The 16945-nt window shown below is 37.3% G+C and carries 21 protein-coding genes; 5 read left to right on the top strand and 16 right to left on the bottom strand.

All coding sequences use genetic code 11. The features are described 5' to 3' along the window. Positions 1-3: 3 nt before the first annotated feature. The 11 genes from I573_RS07825 to I573_RS07775 all read right to left on the bottom strand — a co-directional run bounded on the left by I573_RS07825 (position 4) and on the right by I573_RS07775 (position 9018). Complete coding sequence (locus I573_RS07825; RefSeq protein WP_016185558.1) at positions 4-1227, bottom strand: aminotransferase-like domain-containing protein; 1224 nt, start codon at positions 1225-1227, stop codon at positions 4-6. Next, the gene (locus I573_RS07820; RefSeq protein ID WP_016185559.1) at positions 1224-1994 is read right to left on the bottom strand and encodes an amino acid ABC transporter ATP-binding protein; all 771 of its coding nucleotides are present in this window, start codon (positions 1992-1994) and stop codon (positions 1224-1226) included. Before I573_RS07820 ends, I573_RS07825 begins: the two co-directional genes overlap by 4 nt. Beyond that, positions 1991-2701, bottom strand: coding sequence for an amino acid ABC transporter permease (locus tag I573_RS07815; protein ID WP_016185560.1), 711 nt, complete (start codon positions 2699-2701; stop codon positions 1991-1993). The genes I573_RS07820 and I573_RS07815 overlap by 4 nt, the downstream gene beginning before the upstream one ends. A 17-nt stretch (positions 2702-2718) precedes the next feature. Then, positions 2719-3534, bottom strand: a complete 816-nt coding sequence (locus I573_RS07810) for a transporter substrate-binding domain-containing protein (RefSeq protein ID WP_016185561.1) — start codon at positions 3532-3534, stop codon at positions 2719-2721. Beyond that, complete coding sequence (locus tag I573_RS07805; RefSeq protein WP_016185562.1) at positions 3531-4292, bottom strand: amino acid ABC transporter permease; 762 nt, start codon at positions 4290-4292, stop codon at positions 3531-3533. Before I573_RS07805 ends, I573_RS07810 begins: the two co-directional genes overlap by 4 nt. A 197-nt stretch (positions 4293-4489) precedes the next feature. Beyond that, the gene (locus I573_RS07800) at positions 4490-5518 is read right to left on the bottom strand and encodes a 3-deoxy-7-phosphoheptulonate synthase (protein ID WP_016185563.1); all 1029 of its coding nucleotides are present in this window, start codon (positions 5516-5518) and stop codon (positions 4490-4492) included. A gap of 350 nt (positions 5519-5868) precedes the next feature. Next, positions 5869-6135, bottom strand: coding sequence for a hypothetical protein (locus I573_RS07795; RefSeq protein ID WP_016185564.1), 267 nt, complete (start codon positions 6133-6135; stop codon positions 5869-5871). Between the two features lie 58 nt (positions 6136-6193). Further along, positions 6194-6418, bottom strand: a complete 225-nt coding sequence (locus I573_RS07790; RefSeq protein WP_016185565.1) for a hypothetical protein — start codon at positions 6416-6418, stop codon at positions 6194-6196. 136 nt (positions 6419-6554) lie between these two features. After that, entirely contained in the window at positions 6555-7919 is a 1365-nt protein-coding gene (locus I573_RS07785; protein ID WP_016185566.1) for an amino acid permease, read from the bottom strand. Positions 7920-8070: 151 nt separating this feature from the next. Continuing rightward, positions 8071-8493: a hypothetical protein gene (locus I573_RS07780; RefSeq protein ID WP_016185567.1), complete on the bottom strand. Its 423-nt coding sequence runs from the start codon at positions 8491-8493 to the stop codon at positions 8071-8073. Between the two features lie 72 nt (positions 8494-8565). Further along, the gene (locus I573_RS07775; protein WP_016185568.1) at positions 8566-9018 is read right to left on the bottom strand and encodes a GNAT family N-acetyltransferase; all 453 of its coding nucleotides are present in this window, start codon (positions 9016-9018) and stop codon (positions 8566-8568) included. A 91-nt stretch (positions 9019-9109) separates the two neighbouring features. On the opposite strand from I573_RS07775, the gene I573_RS07770 reads away from it, so the two are divergent. Next, the gene (locus I573_RS07770; protein WP_016185569.1) at positions 9110-10459 is read left to right on the top strand and encodes a hypothetical protein; all 1350 of its coding nucleotides are present in this window, start codon (positions 9110-9112) and stop codon (positions 10457-10459) included. Positions 10460-10513: 54 nt separating this feature from the next. On the opposite strand, the gene I573_RS07765 is transcribed toward I573_RS07770, so the two are convergent. The 4 genes from I573_RS07765 to I573_RS07750 all read right to left on the bottom strand — a co-directional run bounded on the left by I573_RS07765 (position 10514) and on the right by I573_RS07750 (position 12956). Beyond that, positions 10514-10861, bottom strand: a complete 348-nt coding sequence (locus I573_RS07765; RefSeq protein ID WP_016185570.1) for a metal-sulfur cluster assembly factor — start codon at positions 10859-10861, stop codon at positions 10514-10516. Between the two features lie 63 nt (positions 10862-10924). Beyond that, positions 10925-11794 (bottom strand): YitT family protein, encoded by an 870-nt coding sequence (locus I573_RS07760; protein ID WP_211213406.1) that lies wholly within the window; start codon positions 11792-11794, stop codon positions 10925-10927. A gap of 175 nt (positions 11795-11969) precedes the next feature. Beyond that, positions 11970-12350 (bottom strand): phage holin family protein, encoded by a 381-nt coding sequence (locus tag I573_RS07755; RefSeq protein ID WP_016185572.1) that lies wholly within the window; start codon positions 12348-12350, stop codon positions 11970-11972. Between the two features lie 78 nt (positions 12351-12428). Next, the gene (locus I573_RS07750) at positions 12429-12956 is read right to left on the bottom strand and encodes a hypothetical protein (protein ID WP_016185573.1); all 528 of its coding nucleotides are present in this window, start codon (positions 12954-12956) and stop codon (positions 12429-12431) included. 185 nt (positions 12957-13141) lie between these two features. Between I573_RS07750 and I573_RS07745 the strand changes: the two genes are divergently transcribed. From I573_RS07745 to rpsT, 4 genes are all read left to right on the top strand, one after another. Beyond that, the gene (locus tag I573_RS07745) at positions 13142-13765 is read left to right on the top strand and encodes an MBL fold metallo-hydrolase (RefSeq protein ID WP_016185574.1); all 624 of its coding nucleotides are present in this window, start codon (positions 13142-13144) and stop codon (positions 13763-13765) included. A gap of 15 nt (positions 13766-13780) precedes the next feature. After that, positions 13781-14488 carry a histidine phosphatase family protein gene (locus I573_RS07740; RefSeq protein ID WP_016185575.1) on the top strand — a complete coding sequence of 236 codons (708 nt, stop codon included), beginning with the start codon at positions 13781-13783 and terminating at the stop codon, positions 14486-14488. 125 nt (positions 14489-14613) lie between these two features. Beyond that, on the top strand, positions 14614-15447 hold the full coding sequence (locus tag I573_RS07735; protein WP_016185576.1) for an undecaprenyl-diphosphate phosphatase: 834 nt from the start codon (positions 14614-14616) through the stop codon (positions 15445-15447). A gap of 161 nt (positions 15448-15608) precedes the next feature. Beyond that, positions 15609-15863 carry a 30S ribosomal protein S20 gene (gene rpsT, locus I573_RS07730; protein ID WP_016185577.1) on the top strand — a complete coding sequence of 85 codons (255 nt, stop codon included), beginning with the start codon at positions 15609-15611 and terminating at the stop codon, positions 15861-15863. A 34-nt stretch (positions 15864-15897) separates the two neighbouring features. Here the strand turns inward: rpsT and holA are convergent, their stop codons facing one another. After that, on the bottom strand, positions 15898-16923 hold the full coding sequence (holA, locus tag I573_RS07725; RefSeq protein ID WP_016185578.1) for a DNA polymerase III subunit delta: 1026 nt from the start codon (positions 16921-16923) through the stop codon (positions 15898-15900). Positions 16924-16945: the final 22 nt, after the last annotated feature.

Genomic DNA, 16945 nt, shown 5'->3' with positions numbered 1-16945 from the left:
TTTCTAACCGATTCGTTGATTGATACGACTTGCTTGATACAAGGCTTTAGTTAAAATCGCACATCCTTTCACGATTTCTTCGATCGTAGGTTTGGTAAAATTCAAACGAAAATACGTCTCATATCCGACACCAGAAACACTCATAATATCTCCATGAATCACAGCCAGTCCATGTGTTTCAAGGTATGCATAAAAACGACTTGGATCGACTTTCTCGCTCAACTGACAACAAATAAAGTAACCGCCAGTCGGTGTAATGTATGTCAAAAGTTCTGATGGGCACGTTGCAAGCTCACGTAACATCGTCATGGCTTGTTTTTTGTATAGCATTTTTAATTGTTCGACGTGTGCGTCAAACTCATAATGTTGCATAAATTCTGCTAACATCACTTGCCAATAAAAATTAGTATGGGAATCTGCAGTTTGTTTCACTAAACCAAACTTTTCCATTAACGGATCTGCTGCAGCAATGAATCCTAAACGCGTACTAGGGGCTAAAATTTTGGAAAAAGATCCAGTGTAGATCACACGCCCTTCTCGATCAAAACTTTTGATTTTTGGGATTGCTTTTCCTGTATAAAGCAAATCTCCATATGGATCATCTTCTAAAATAAGCACATCGTATCGACACGCTAAATCATATAGCGCTTTTCGCTTTTCAAGCGGCATTGAAGTGCCGAGTGGATTTTGAAAGGTGGGAATCACATAGATCAATTTGATTTTATGTTGTTCATCTTGTGCGAGTTGTTCCTCTAAAAGCACTAGATCCATCGACTGACTGTCAAAATCAAATGCTACTGCCTGTGCCACAGCACCGTAACTTTTGATGGCATTGACAGCTCCCGAAAAGGTTTGGGCTTCACACAATACGATATCCCCTTCATTGCATAACGTTTTGATCACTAAATCGATTGCTTGTGTCGATCCAGAAACAATTAAAGGATCTGTTGTGGTATCGATCGAAGACATCGTCTTAAGACGTTTGGCAATCAATCGTCTTAAAACTGGATCTCCTTCTGTAGCGCCGTATTGTAAAAATGATTCTGGATCAAGCTGCGTATACAATCGATTAGAAATTTTTTGTAACGTATCCATTGGAAAAGCTTCGATCGAAGGATAGCCATAAGCAAATGAAATTACTTGTGAAGTCGCTTGGCGTTTTTTAGCATTCTCACGTAAAGGAGATCCGGTTAATTGTTGAATTCGTTTCGCAAAGGTATACTTCATACTGCATCCTCCAATTTCGTTAAGTTGAGTTGTGTTCTAAATTTTGCAACAAAAGCTTTCGTTCGTTCTTGTTGAGGTGAGTGAAAAAATTGTTTTGGAGACCCTTGCTCCACAATTTTCCCATGTTCCATAAAGACGATACGATCAGCTACTTCATAAGCAAAGCGCATTTCATGTGTCACAATAACCATCGTTTGCTTTTGCTGGGCGATTTTTTTTAATACAACAAGAACTTGTTGTACCAATTCGGGATCAAGCGCACTCGTAGGTTCGTCAAATAGCATCAATTTAGGCTCTAACGCCAGTGCTCTAGCAATACCGATCCGTTGCTGTTGACCACCAGATAATGCATGAGGATAAAATTGTGCACGATGAGCTAAGCCAACTTCTTCTAATAACCGGTTGGCTGTGGCAAAGGCTTGTTCTTTAGATGCTCCTCTGGCACGTAACGGTGTTGTAATATTTTCCAAAGCATTTTTATTTTGAAACAATGCATAGTGTTGAAATACCATCGCCGTTTGCTTTTGATACGTCATTCGTTTCATTTTAGTCAAACGCATCCCGTCGATTTGTGTCTGATCTAATTTGATCGTCCCAGAATCCGGTCGCTCTAAGATATTCAAACAACGTAAGAATGTTGTTTTTCCTGAGCCACTTGGCCCTAACAATACGACGACTTCTCCTTCTTCAATATCTAGATCCAGACCATCTAGTACAAGATGGTTGTGAAACGATTTTTTTAATTGGCGAATTTCGATATAACTCATAGCGGCATCCTCCTAAATTTTTTTGCTTGGAGACGTTCATATAAACCTGTCACTTGTTCGATCGCCACGCTTAATCCCCAATAGACGATAGCGACCGCGATATACGCTTCTAAAAAACGATAATTTTGTTGTGCTGTAATTTTGGCTGCTGAAAAGACATCCACGACACTTACCATCGAAGCCAATGCCGAAGCTTTAATCAGTTGGATAAAAAGATTGCTCAACATCGGAATCGCTGCAGGAAAGGCTTGGGGAAGTAAAATCCTAATAATGAGTTGGTTCCTTGTCATCCCTAATGAACGTGCAGCATCTAGTTGACCTGGTTTCACAGCTTGAAATACCCCACGAAAGATCTCACTACTATTGATCATCGCCATAAAACTTAACGCTACAATCACGATCGTCATCATCGGAAAATCTTTAAAGCGAATCGTCCAGTGCATCATTTGTGCAAAGTCATCAAATGTTTTCGAAGCAATCAAGTACATCCCTAAAATCAATAGTACAACTGGTGTTCCTTTAAAGATTGGCATCGTCCATTGACAACATTTTGCAAGAATTGGAACGTTTAAATAGCGAATCAGAGCAATTCCTAATCCCAAAATCCCTCCAATCACTAAGGCGCTACCTGACATCCACAAGGTAACCCAGATATAACGGCTCGCTACGATCAATGTTTGAATCATCACGTCGATATGAAAACTCATCTTCATCCCCACACTTTCTATTTACTGACATAATCACCTTTTAGATATTGTTCAGATAGTGCCTTTAGTGTTCCATCTTTTTTTAATTGTGTTAACGCATCATTGACTTGTTTAATAAATGCTGCATCTGTTTTTTTATTGAATAACAAATAGGCATCTGATTGATGAACTGGTTTTTCACCAATTTTTAGATTTGTATCGAATGTGCGATTATAGTTATCAACTTGATATTTCGGTGCTAGCGTTGCATCTACCGCACCTGACGTCAAGGCCTGTACGATCTGCTCGTTATTGTATTCCCCATAGACTAATGTGAATGCCTTTGGATGTTCTTTTAAATAATTTTCTGCCATGCTAGCTTGGTTTGTAGCAGTTGTGACATAAACTTTTTTTCCTTTCAACTCTTCAAAATTGGCATAGGATTCTTTTTTGTCTGCATCGTAGACGATAAACGTATCCCATGTAGCATAACCAACGTCGCCATAGACGAATTTTTCTTTGCGTTCATCATTCATTTCATATTCATAAGCAGCCATAGTGACTTTATCGCTTTCTAAATTGGATAACGTCGTAGGAAAATCGGCCCCTTCAAAAACAAACGTATATTCTGGTAATTTTTTTGCGACGGCTTTTACCACGGCCACATCGTACCCATCATATTCTCCATTTTCATCTAAATAGGCATAAGGCAAAGCATCATTTCCTGTTCCTACTTTAATTGTTTTCGTCTTGCTGTCGGCTTTTGCATCACTGCTAGCATTACATCCAGCCAATGCCACACCGATTGTCAGTAACGCGATCGTAGTCATCATAATCTGTGCTTGTTTTCTCATATATTTTCTCCTTTGTAACCTGTCGGTAAGGTATTTTTTTTGAAAAACACTAAACGTGGTTTGCTTAGTGGAGCGACACGCTCATATTGAACGACTCGTTCCAAAATGCGAAAACCTTGTTCAAGAGTAAAGCTTAAGACGATAAAGATAATGGCAGCTCCAATATAGCCTTCTAATGTATGATAGGTCACTGCACCAATCGCTTTTGCTTTTCCAACCACATCGATCAATCCAATCGTAAAGGCTAGTGAAGTATCTTGTAAAAGAGCGATCGTAGTTGTTGCAAACGAAGGTAATGCAACTTTTAACATTTGAGGAAAGAGGATTTGTCGATAAAATTGTCCTTGCGATAAACCACATGCGATAGCAGCTTCTTTTTGATGTTCAGGAATGCTTAAAATCGCAACCCGAATCGTTTCAGACTGAAATGCTGCGGTATTGAGTCCATACGTAATATAAATAAAAATCAATTTACTCCAATTTGAAACATCTACTCCGATTATTTGCAATAACGCTGGAATCCCGTAATAGACGATATACAATTGTACTAAGATCGGCGTTCCTCGAATAAAAGAAACAAATAAACTACTGAGCTGTGTCAGGATCGGAACTTTTTCCACACGTATACATGCGATAAGCCCTCCAAGTATTAATCCGATAGCCGTTGCTACAATCACGATACCTAACGTGATCGGTAGGGCACTTAGGATTTTGGGGAAATACTGAATAACAAGTTCTGGCTGAAAAAATTGTGACATCTGCTGTCCCTCCTTTTAAACATTGATAGGTTGAAATTTGGCTTGTGTTCACTTTAACTCATTTAATTTTAATTTAATACGTTTTTTATCATCAAAATCTAATAATTAGGAAAATTACTTTTTTTCACTATGAAAACAAAATTGAGAACGCTATTTTAAAGATAAAAAAAAACACACGTCAAACGACGCGTGTCTGTTTATAGTTCTTTATACATGTACTCTACTAATTCTTTTGTTTTCTCAAATCCTAAACATGGGTCGGTAATCGATTGGCCGAATGCTTGTTTACCTGGTTCTTCACGACCATCTTCTAAATAACTTTCGATCATCAAGCCGCGTACTGTTTTAGCAATTTTATCGTTCCATTTACGACTAGATAAAATTTCTTTGGTAATGCGAACTTGTTCTAAATATTTTTTACCAGAATTGTCATGGTTTGTATCCACCATAATCATTGGGTTATGGAATGCTTCTTTTTCATAAAGTGTGGCAGCTTCTAATAAATCTTCGTAGTGATAATTTGGGATCACTTTACCAAATTCGTTGACTCCTCCACGTAAAATCAAATGGGCCAATGGATTGGCACTTGTTAATACTTCCATTCCATTATAGATAAAGGATTGTTTTCTTTGTGCAGCATGAAGTGCATTGAATGCAATCGATAAGTTCCCACTTGTGGGATTTTTCAATCCTACTGGAGCATCGATTCCGCTTGCAACAAATCGGTGTTGTTGATCTTCTACTGAGCGAGCACCAACGGCATGATAACTTACTAAATCAGAAACTACTTCAAAGTTTTCAGGATATAACATTTCGTCAGCTGTTGTTAATCCCGTTTCTGTCAACACGCGACGATGAATTTTACGTACAGACACCAAGCCTTGGATCAAGTCTACTTCTTCTTCAGGTGATTTTTGGTACAATAAACCTTTATAGCCGTCCCCATTAGTACGTGGCTTATTTGTATACACACGTTGAACGATAAAAATTTTATCTTTTACTTGTTCTTGTAATTGAGACAAACGTTTCGCATATTCCATTACAGCCACTTCATTATCTGCTGAACAAGGGCCAATCACGAGTAGAAAGCGTGAATCTTCTCCTTTGATGATATTGGCTAATTCCGTATCGCGTTGTTGTTTATACGCTGCTTGTTCCACCGTTAATGTCGAGGTATTTTTTACTAAGTCTAAATTAATCCGACTGCTTAATGCTTCAAAACTCATAATATTTCTTCCTTTCTGATTTCAAAATTTCGTAGTTTGGTCAATTAAAGGGTATAAAAAAACGCCCTTAGCTTTATGCTAAGGGCGAAAGAATATTCCGCGGTACCACCTTAATTGAAAACAATTCGTTTTCCACTCTGACTCTATGCAATTGTAACCTACTTTAATGTAATTCGATTCGTCAATTTCATCGATTCACAGCAACCATCGACTTTCTGATAGAGGGATTGACCAATCTACTTCGTTATTTCGGTAACGTCAAAACGTTATAGAGAATATACCATAAGCAATTTTTAGCGTCAATCTTTTTTCTAAGATTTTTTGATTGGTGCGCTACTCGTTATTTTATTTCAATGATGAGAAAACGGCATTTGCGATAATAATCCAAATAACCATTCTTTACGTTGAAGTGTGGACAATAACTTCCGCCCAGAAATAGAAAGCGTACTCGCTAATGAAGCCTCTCTTAACTCATTGATCATTTGGATACGTGCTTGTTCGAATGGAATTTGATTGGTTTCGATTTTTTCAATATAGTGAAGGATCATATGCTGTTCTTGTGGGGTTAATTGTGGATGAATTGTCATAAATTGACGTAATTTTTTTATCTCTCTCATCGTTTCACATCCTGATCTGTGGCTTTATAAAAAACTTTTAAAAAACTCTAATTAAGCCTTATTCCTTGTCATTAGTCTTTTTGATCCGGTTTTGTTCTTCCAATAAAAAAGGCGTCGTATCGAGTTTACTAGTGTGGGTATTCATTCCACCATACCCACTGTCGACCATCGTGTTCCACCCTTTTAGCGGGTCTTTTCCTTGTGCGCGAAGTTTAGCATTTTTCTGTCGGAGCTTTTCTTTTTTTCGCTCGGAACGTTTCGTAAGTAACGCTTGCCATTTCATCTTTATCACGCCCCTTTTTTATGATAATTCTATTATAAAACAATTAGATAAAAAGCACAAAAAAGCTTATCCAATTGTCGTCTTCTTCAACCAGCAACACGTAAAGAAGACGACAATTGACTAAGCTTTCGATACGTTATCTTCGTTCAAAACGACGATAGTAATCCATACGTACCAAAATTAAAAAGATGATACCGACCAATAAGGAAATTCTAGTTTCTGGGTTGATCAACATAAAAATCAACACAATCATCAAAAATCCTAGAGTGATATAATTGCTATAAGGTGAGAATGGCATTTTAAATGGATGATCAGCCATTAGGTCTTGATGTTGCTCTCTGAATTTGATTTGACTCAATAAAATGACGATCCAAGGAATCATCCCAGGTAAGACACTAGAACTATACACGACAATAAACAAATTGCTCACATTCGGTAAAACAAGGGGGAGTAATTCATTCAAAACAAATCCGACTAAGATCCCAACCGACATCGTGACAACTGGAAATAACGGCACCCCATGAGCAGTTAATTTACTAAACGCTTTAGGCATTTCACCACGTAAGCTCATGCTGTATAACATTCGACTTGAACTAAAAATTCCTGAATTACAGCCTGAAAGTGCCGCGGTCAAGACCACGAAATTGATCAATCCTGCCGCAAACGTAATTCCGATTTTGGAAAAGATTTGTACAAACGGTGAACCTAGCGTCGTTAATTCATTCCACGGATAGACCGTCACGATGACAAAAATCGCTCCCACGTAAAAGACTAAAATCCGACCAACTGTTGATTTAATGGCTTTTGTAATGGTAGATTGTGGATTTTCAGCTTCCCCAGCGGTCATACCTAACAGTTCAATCCCTTGATAGGAAGAGACCACAATCGATAAGGCAAAGAAGAATCCTTTTACTCCACCTGTAAAAAATCCTCCGTGCGACCATAGATTTGAAAATCCGATAGCTTCTCCGCCATTTCCAAATCCAAAGAAGATCAATCCAAATCCAGCAATGATCATTAAAATGATCGTAAAGACTTTAATAAAGGAGAACCAAAATTCTAATTCCCCAAAAAATTTGACCGAAATCAAGTTAGCCAGTCCCAATGTCACAATAGCGATAATCCCTGGAATATAAGCTGGAAGATCTGGCCACCAAAACTTCATATATTCTCCGACTGCAATGATTTCACTCATCCCTACAATCAAATACTCAAATACATTACTCCATGCGGTCAAATAGCCATATGGTTTTCCTAAATAATTGCTAGCAAAATGCGCAAATGAACCTGAATTTGGTTGAATATACAACATTTCGCCTAACGCACGCATGATCAAATATAAAAACATACCCGCTACTAGATAAGCTAAAATCACTGAAGGACCGGTCCACGCAATTGTAGCTCCTGATCCCATAAATAAGCCAACACCAATGGCTCCTCCAAGTGCAATCATTTGTATCTGACGCGCACCTAGTTTTCTTTGTAAATGTTCCTTTTCCATAATGCACCCTCTCTATCTAAACGACTCTTACTCATATTAGAGAATAATGTGAATGATTGCAATATTTTTTTCAGAAAACTACAAAAAAAAGAGAAGAATCCGCTTTATTCAAACGTTTCTCTCTTTTTCATTTTCTCATACTTGTTGTTTTTTACAAAATCGAAAAGGATTGTGAAGCATTTTTACGAATCACGACCTCTTTTTGTACAGGATCAACTAGCTGATTATCTGAAAAGACTAGCACATGATAGCATTCTTCTTCAGCGTCTTTCAACCATTGGCTTACTCGCTCATGTGCTTGTTTTTGCGTTTCTTTGATTGCATCTGCATTTTCAACTAGTTTATCTACATACAACACCACGACTTCTTGATCTTGTTGGATCAATAGAAATGGACGAAAGCCAAGTTCCATTGTTGCTTGGATGATTTCTTGCTCGTGTTCATGGTGTGTCCATGAGCCGTTTTCATAACAATATACGACATTCTCTTGGATTGTTTCTTGTGCAATCGCATCCGGGATATCTAAATATTCAAAAATCCCGTGAATCAACACGTTATTTTGTTTTTCTTCCATCAAATACAGTCCCTTCTTCTTCTTACACGTATCATACTTGAAACGCTATAAATCCGCAAATAAAAGCTAAATCTATATCGTTTTTATCATGTCTACATGTAAGATATCGTCTTCTTCATAAGGTGTCGATGTCGTTTGAAATCCAAAACTCGCATAAAATGATTCTAAATAGTGCTGCGCTTGGATATAAAAGATTTTTTGTTTTTTTTCTTCAATTAAATAACGTAGTCCTTCTTTAAGTAATGCACGACCTAAGCCTGTTTTACGAGCTTTTTTTGCCACAACGACGCGCCCTATAGACGCCTCTTGATATTTCGTTTCTGCTAAAAATAAACGACTATATCCTAAAACATGTTGTTGTTCGTCCATACAAAATAAGTGCAACGCTTTTGGATCCCACCCATCTGCATCTTGATAGACACATGCTTGTTCAACTACAAATACTTCTTGTCTGACGACCATGATCGCATAAAGTTCTTGTGGGGTTAGTTCAGAAAATTTTTTTACTACCCATTTTACTTGCATAGAATATTCCTCATTTCTTTGATTATGTCTAGCTTTTCTAATATAGAACCGATAGAATAAACTAGAATGCTATTATGTTAGGAGTGTCTTTATGGAATGGTTCCATACCCGATATAGATCATCTTATATCACAATTTTCTTGATTTTTCTATTCTTTTTGCTATTTCATCTTACGATTCCTTTGACCCATGTTAAAGATGATCAATTGCTTTTTTTCGAACCGTTACGTCATGACTATAACGGTAACTACTTTAAGTTTTTAGCCCATCGCTATAGCACTTGGAGTTCACGATTGGTTATCGAAACATTTACCCTTTATAGCGTGACCCACTTTTGGTTTTTCCGTCTGATCAATGCATTGATGATGACGATCGCTAGTGTTTTACCAGCGTTTTTTGTTCGTGGATCTAAAACACGTACGTGTGATCTTCTAGTCTCGACTGCGCTATTTTGTTGCATCCCCCTTTCTTTATTTTATGATACTGGTTGGATTGCCACAAGCACCAATTACTTATGGGTCTACGCTAGCGCTTTATTAGCAAGTTATAGTATTTGGGCATTGCTACAAAAACGATGCAACAAAACACTTTATATTGTTGGCCTGCTTGCTAGTATTTATGCGACCAATCACGAACAAATGCTTCCTTTATTTGGAACATATAGTGTACTTGTTCTCGGTTATTTAGTTTATCGATCAGATTTACTTGTTGCCCGCATTCTGCCTTTTTTAGGAATTACCCTCGCAAATTTAGGGGTTATCCTCTTTTCTAATGGAAATCAGGTACGCTATGCATCAGAAGTAGCACAATGGTTTCCGGATTATGAAGCCTTAAGTTTGTTTCGTAAACTTGAGTTAGGTTTTTCATCGACGGTCCGTCATTTATTTTTTGATCAGCTTGCTTTACCCGTTGTCTTATTATTTGTGCTAGCACTCGCACTATATACCAAAGAAAAACTGTCTAAGCTTGATTATATTCTACCGTTGATTCCGATCGCCATTAGTCTTTTTCTCACCTATAATCTCTTTCAGTTTATCCCAAGTACCTTTAGAGAATTCTTTTACGCGCAATTCACACAGTACGGAACGACCTTTCAATTCTCAAATTTTAAGACTTGGATTCCAGAACTGATCTTACTTGGCATCACTATCAGTATTCTATGGTGTTACTTGCGTGTAAAGACTTCGTTTACGCTAAGAATAATTTGGGTCTTGATGTTTTGTGCGGCGATCGTAGTACGCATGATTTTAGCTTTCTCCCCAACTATTTGGGCTTCTTCTGGGCGCACTTATTTGTTTACGCTAGGATTGTTCAGTCTATTGATATTGAGTATCCTAAATACGATCGTCTCTACTAGAGTCCGAACTATTGCGACTTTTTTATTGATAACAATCGGTTTACTCGCTTATCTATCTCAACTTTACGCTTTTTATACCGTATAAAAAAACCAACCGTCTGAATGATGAACAGGCGGTTGGTTTTTTCTTATATTATCCTTAGCGAATCCCTAAAGCAATCCGTGCATAACGACTCATTCTATCGGTTGTCCACGCTGGATACCAGACTAATTTGACTTCGATTTTATTGACTTCATCGACTTCTGCTAATGCATCATGGATATTTTCAGTCAATACATCTGCTAACGGGCAGCCCATTGTAGTTAAAGTCATTTTAATGATCGTATCTCCCGTGTCTTTTGCAAAATCAACTTCATATACTAATCCTAAATTTACGATATCAATCCCAAGCTCTGGATCGATTACGGTCTCTAGAGCCATTAAAATACGCTCTTTAATTTCTTCTAATTCTTCGTCTACCCCTACTTCTTCTGGTTCTTGACTCATGTCGTATCCCCCTGTCCTCTATTTAGACAAATGATACTTGTTTTTTTACAATTTGTAAATTGCTTATCGCTTATTTCTTTTTAATTCTGGAAAAGCGCCTGTTGCTTTAAAAATCCGTTGCTCATCATCCGAAGCAAATCGTCCAGTGATTGATTGTGTTGGTAAAATATTGATAAACGCATTCTCATCGATTTCAAGAACAGCTTGTTCCAAATCATATAATTCATAACGTGTGATGACCATCATGATCGTTTGGCTATTGATCCCAGAATACCCACCAATAGAAGGAAGTAAGGTCATTCCGCGAAAGACATGTTTTGAAATATTCTTTCCTACTTGGTCTGCATGGCGTGTCGTGATCATCGCCGTAACTTTTTGATGGCTCGTATGAATCGTATCCACCACACGACTCATGGCATAGATCGAAATAATGGTGTAAAGTGCACTTTCCCATGAGAATAAAAATCCGGCGATCAATACAATAATCCCATTGAGCAACAACATATAACTGCCGACCGTCTTTCCTGTGATCTTAGAAAAAACTAAAGATAAAATATCCATCCCACCTGTTGTAAATCCCATTTTTAGTGAAAATCCCGCTCCGATCCCAATCAAAACACCACCGACTAAAGCATTTAATAAAATATTATCCGTGACTTGTCCTTCTGGCAATAAAATCGTAAATACTGAAATCAGCACCACATTGATAAAACTTAAAAAAGTAGAACTTCCACCTAATTTAATAAAGCCTAAAATAAAAATTGGAATATTTAAAATCAAAATAAATAGTCCAATACTTAACGAGATCCCTAAATATTGTTGCGCTAACCCTACGATGATTTGTGCAAGCCCATTCATTCCAGCTGAAAACACATGCGCTGGATTCAAAAAGAAATTGATACTTAATGCACCTGCAATCCCAGTAAATATCATCACGATGATTTTTTTGATTTGTTCCAATCCAAACGTTCCTTTTTTTTGTGCCACGTTTTGTACACTCCCTCACCCATATAGTTTGCTTTCAAAGCATAGCAGTTTTTTAAAAAAAAGGTAACGAGAAGATGGTTTTGGTTAGGATTTTTTTAGGATTTGGACAGGTATTTCACATTTATTTGCGTTTGGTATAGTTCGTAAGGAGCTTTTTGAGCTGGACGATAAATGCTTGAAATAATTGTGTATCAATCCCAAGTTTTTGATAATTTTCTAAAATCGAATGGACCTCAAACCATAGATAACCTAAATAAAACAAATACAACATCCCGACTCCAGCTTTCATCGGGATCAGTAAAGCAATCGGTAGAAAAAACAACAATAAACATAAACTGGCGATTTTACGAAGGATTCCATTGATACCTTGTTTTGACGTAACCGTTTTGGTATATCGCGCGGCAAAGACTCCACTAATAAAATCAAAAGCCATCGCAATACTGATCAATACCAAAATATACAACACCTTAGCTTGACGTAATTCTAACATATACATATCCATTCAAATTCCTCCTTTATGTTTATAAACGAAGGAAAGTGATGAAATGTCAAAAAAACACATAAGAAAAATTCTTATGTGTCAGTCGCTATATTGAATTTCATAGATCGTTCCATTATCATCGATAACTTTTGTATCACTATTGTCGACAAATTGGAACGTTTGCTCAAATGAAGGCTGTGCGCGCAATACGAAATATCCATCATGTAACTCGACTTTCGTTTGAGTAAATTTTTGTTCATATACTTTATAAGGATCATCTTCGTATTGAAGTCCTGGAAAACTACGCTGAAAATCTTGTTTGACTTGTTCTAATTTTTTTTGTTCGATCACTATCGTATTGGCTTGCATCTTGGTCGAATCGACTGCAGGGACATACTGTTTCACAATCGTTAATTGATCTCCGATGACATCATAAACACCTTGGCTTTGTGGGAAAAGTTGACTATCTTTTTGCAACAATAAAAAATTTTGCTGTGTCGTTAAATTTTCTTTTGTCGGCAACACTTCTTTTACTGGTTGAGTTAAAAAAGCTTGTTCTGTTCGTTGACAAGCAGAAAGCACGACAAAAAGGAGGCCTAATAAAGACACTCGTATGATTTTGTTCATTGGCAGTCCCCCCTTTTGTCTTATCATAGCGTATCTAGTAAGCAGACATATTTTTTTGTGAAATTTTTTAGTTTTTTCTTAGTAAATTTTTGCTATTTTGTTGCTGATTTAAAAAAGTGTCGTCTCTTTGTTTGTCTACGGTTTTACGTTATACTGAAGTCAACCCGTTTAAAGGAGGAGACGCAATGAAAATTACGCGTTACATTACTGGAGCTGCCCAAGAAAATTGCTATTTAATCGAGCATGGTGGTTTTTCTTTGATTATTGATCCTGGTGCCGAAGAGACGACCTTGATTCAGGCTATCAAAGAATCTGGTACACAATTACTAGCGATCTTATTGACCCATACTCATTATGACCACATTGGTGCAGTAACAAGTGTCAGAGAGACATTTGAGGTTCCTGTGTACGTCAGTTCAGCTGAACAAGAATGGCTCCAAGATCCAATCAAAAATCTTTCTGGTCGTCATCCAGAGATGGCTCCGCTGATTTTAGAGCCTGCAGAACATGAATTTGATCTATTTACACCGTATACGATCGGTCCTTTTCACTTTACAGTCGTCCCTACACCGGGACATTCGATTGGCAGCGTCAGCTTTATTTTTGACGGTATCGTCTTTTGTGGCGATGCTTTATTTAAAGGAAGTATTGGTCGTACAGACTTATACAGTGGGGATCTAGAACAACTGTTAAGTAGCATTACCACACAACTGTTTACGTTACCTGATGAGACCCAAGCATTCCCAGGGCATGGCGAGAAAACCACGATTGGCGATGAGAAACAAACGAATCCATTTTTTAACGAATAAAAAGGAGGAATTTTCATGGCAAAAACAGAACTCTATGTAGTACGACATGGTAAAACGATGTTCAATACGATTCAACGCGTCCAAGGGTGGTGCGATACACCCCTTACAAAATCAGGTGTACAAGGCATCCATTATCTTGGTTTAGGACTAAAAGAAACTCCATTCGTAGAAGCTGTTTCTAGTGATAGTGGCCGCGCAATCGAAACGATGCGTTTGATTTTAGGCGAACATCCAGAAGCGTCAACCATTGATTACCGCGTGGATCCTAGAATTCGCGAATGGTGCTTTGGTTCATTAGAAGGTGGGTATGATGCTGAAATGTGGGGCGTGATCCCACGCATTCTGAATTTTCCGGATTATGACGAGATGATTGCGAAAAAAGTAACGTTTAAAGAGATCTGCGAAGCGATTTACGATGTCGATACCGCAAATTGGGCAGAAACTTACGAAACATTAAGTCATCGCGTGCGAACTGGATTTGAAGATATCGCCCATCGTGTAGAAAAAAAAGGCGGCGGAAAAGCACTCGTCGTCTCTCATGGCTTAACGATCTCCTTTTTGATGCATCTCATCAATGATGAAAACAATGTTAGAGTGGATATCGACAATGGTTCTGTTACGCGTTTAAGTTTTGAGAACGGTCAATTTACGATTGAAGATTTCGCAAGTACTAAATTTATCGAACAAGGTAAAGAAATTTCACGTACCTTATTACAATCTTAAGTATTTTAAGAAAAGTTGTAGTTTTATGCCCGTAGATCAGGTCTTAAGCTACAATTTTTCTTTTTTTCTGAATCTAAACAAGGTATACTAAAAAAGGTGAAATTTTTTTGAAAGGAATGAACTACTTGTTTATTGAAAATTTTATTAAAGCTATTATTTTTGGGATCATTGAAGGAATCACAGAATGGCTTCCAATCAGTAGTACGGGACATTTGATTTTAGCCGATGAATTCTTAAAAATCAAAGAATCGACTGAATTTATGACTATGTTTAATGTGGTCATTCAGCTTGGTGCGATCTTAGCTGTAGTCGTCTTGTATTTTACAAAACTAAATCCGTTTGCGCCTAGTAAAACACTAGAAGAAAAACGCGATACATGGAGCCTTTGGTTTAAAGTAATCTTTGCGATTATCCCATCTGCTATCATTGGATTGTTCCTAGATGATTGGTTAGATGCTACATTTTATAATTTTATTTCTGTAGCTATCGTCTTGATCGTTTATGGGATCGCGTTTATTGTCGTCGAACGTCGCAATCGTACGGTAACTCCTAAAGTTAGTACTTTAAACCAAATCAGTTATCGTTTTGCCTTTTTAGTCGGAATGTTCCAAGTCCTTGCTTTGATCCCCGGTACTTCTCGTTCTGGATCAACGATTTTGGGTGGAATTATTTTAGGTGGTTCTCGTTTTGTTTCAGCTGAATTCTCATTCTTTTTAGGTATTCCAACGATGTTTGGTGCAAGTTTACTTAAAATGTACAAATTCTTCCATGCTGGAAATACATTTAGTACAGAAAGTTTGATTATCTTACTAACCGGTACGGTCGTATCTTTCATCGTATCCGTTCTAGCGATTAAATTCTTGATGTCTTATATCAAAAAACACGATTTTACCGTCTTTGGTTGGTATCGTATTGTATTAGGTATCATCTTGATCGGCTATTGGTGGATGAGCAAATAAAAATAAAGAAAGCAGAATTTCTGCTTTCTTTATTTTTTTGTGTTAAGTAAACATTCTTTACAACTTTTAATTGCAATCGTGTTGATCATTAGGTATAATGACTAGTGTTGATTTATACGTTTTTCGTATTCGTATAAGAATTTTTTTTGGAGGTGAAAAATATGCCAAACATTGAATCTGCTATCAAACGCGTACGTACTAGCGAAACTGCTAATGCAAAAAACTCTGCACAAGTAAGCGCAATGCGTACTGCGATCAAAAAATTTGACGAAGCTGTAGCTGCTGGTGCTAATAACGTTGATGCGTTATTTAAAGATGCTGTTAAAGCTATCGACATGGCTGAAACTAAAGGATTAATCCACAAAAACAAAGCTAGTCGTGACAAATCTCGCTTAAGCAAAAAAATCGCGAAATAAGTCTAAAAAAAGAAGCCACTAGTGGCTTCTTTTTTTATGCACTTTTTCGTGTCGTTTTTAAAATAAACAATTCAAATAGATATTCTTTTGCCATTTGACCTGTCTTCATTTGATAGTCATTTTCTACTAATTCGTCATATAAGGCCATCAATTCACGTGTCGTATATTTTTTAACTTGCTGCATCGCTAATTTGACACGATACGGATGCGCTTTGACCTGCTGCGCGATTGCGCCTTGTTGCATGCCTTTTTTCATCAGTAAAGCTACTTGTAAATACAATCTTACTTGACCAATCAAAATCGCATTGATTTTGATCGTCTCTTCTCCTTGTACGACCAATTCACGATATTGACGAATCGCTTGCTCGGTTTCTCCTTGTAAAATGCCTTGTGTTAGTTCAAAGACATTGTTTTCTAATGTTTTCGGGATCAATTGAGTCACAGCTTGATAATCGATTTGTTTGGTTTGATTGGCATAGACGACCAATTTTTCTAATTCTCGCATGATCTTCGTTAGATTCAGTTCAGTTGCTTCTAGCAAGTAAGCCAGGGCAGCTGGTTCAATATCGACTTTGGCTTCATTTACTTTGGCTTGTACGATTTTTTTTACTTCTTGATCGCTCGGTGGTTTAACATCTAATATTACACTAGATTTTCGCAAGGCTTTTGTTATTTTTTTTCGTTCATCCAATTTTTCATAATTGGCAAAGAACACAAGGATACTTGAAGGGACTGGGTCTTTTAGATAGGCCAGTAAACGATCAAGATTTTGTTCTGGAGCACCGGTACGCTTTTCTGAAGTTAAAAAATAAGGCTGTTCGATAAAAATCAGTCGTTCATCTCCAAAAAAAGGCAATGTTTCTGCTTCATCTAATAACGCATCTATCGTTTGGGTATCCATATCGATATGACTAAAGTTCAAATGATTTTCATCCATTTTTAATCGGTTAAAGAATGCCTGGCGCACAAATTGTTGAAAATATTCCTCATTTCCTTCAACTAAATAACAAGAAGCAAGTGGCTCTTGTTCGATAGTAGCTACTAATTGTTTAATCGTCATACTTCCTCCTACTTTCAGACTT

Origin of the sequence: Enterococcus sulfureus ATCC 49903 (assembly GCF_000407605.1) — a bacterium.
Taxonomy (GTDB): domain Bacteria; phylum Bacillota; class Bacilli; order Lactobacillales; family Enterococcaceae; genus Enterococcus_G; species Enterococcus_G sulfureus.
Note: the sequence above shows the minus strand (reverse complement) of the source record. Positions and strands in the feature narration are given on the sequence as shown.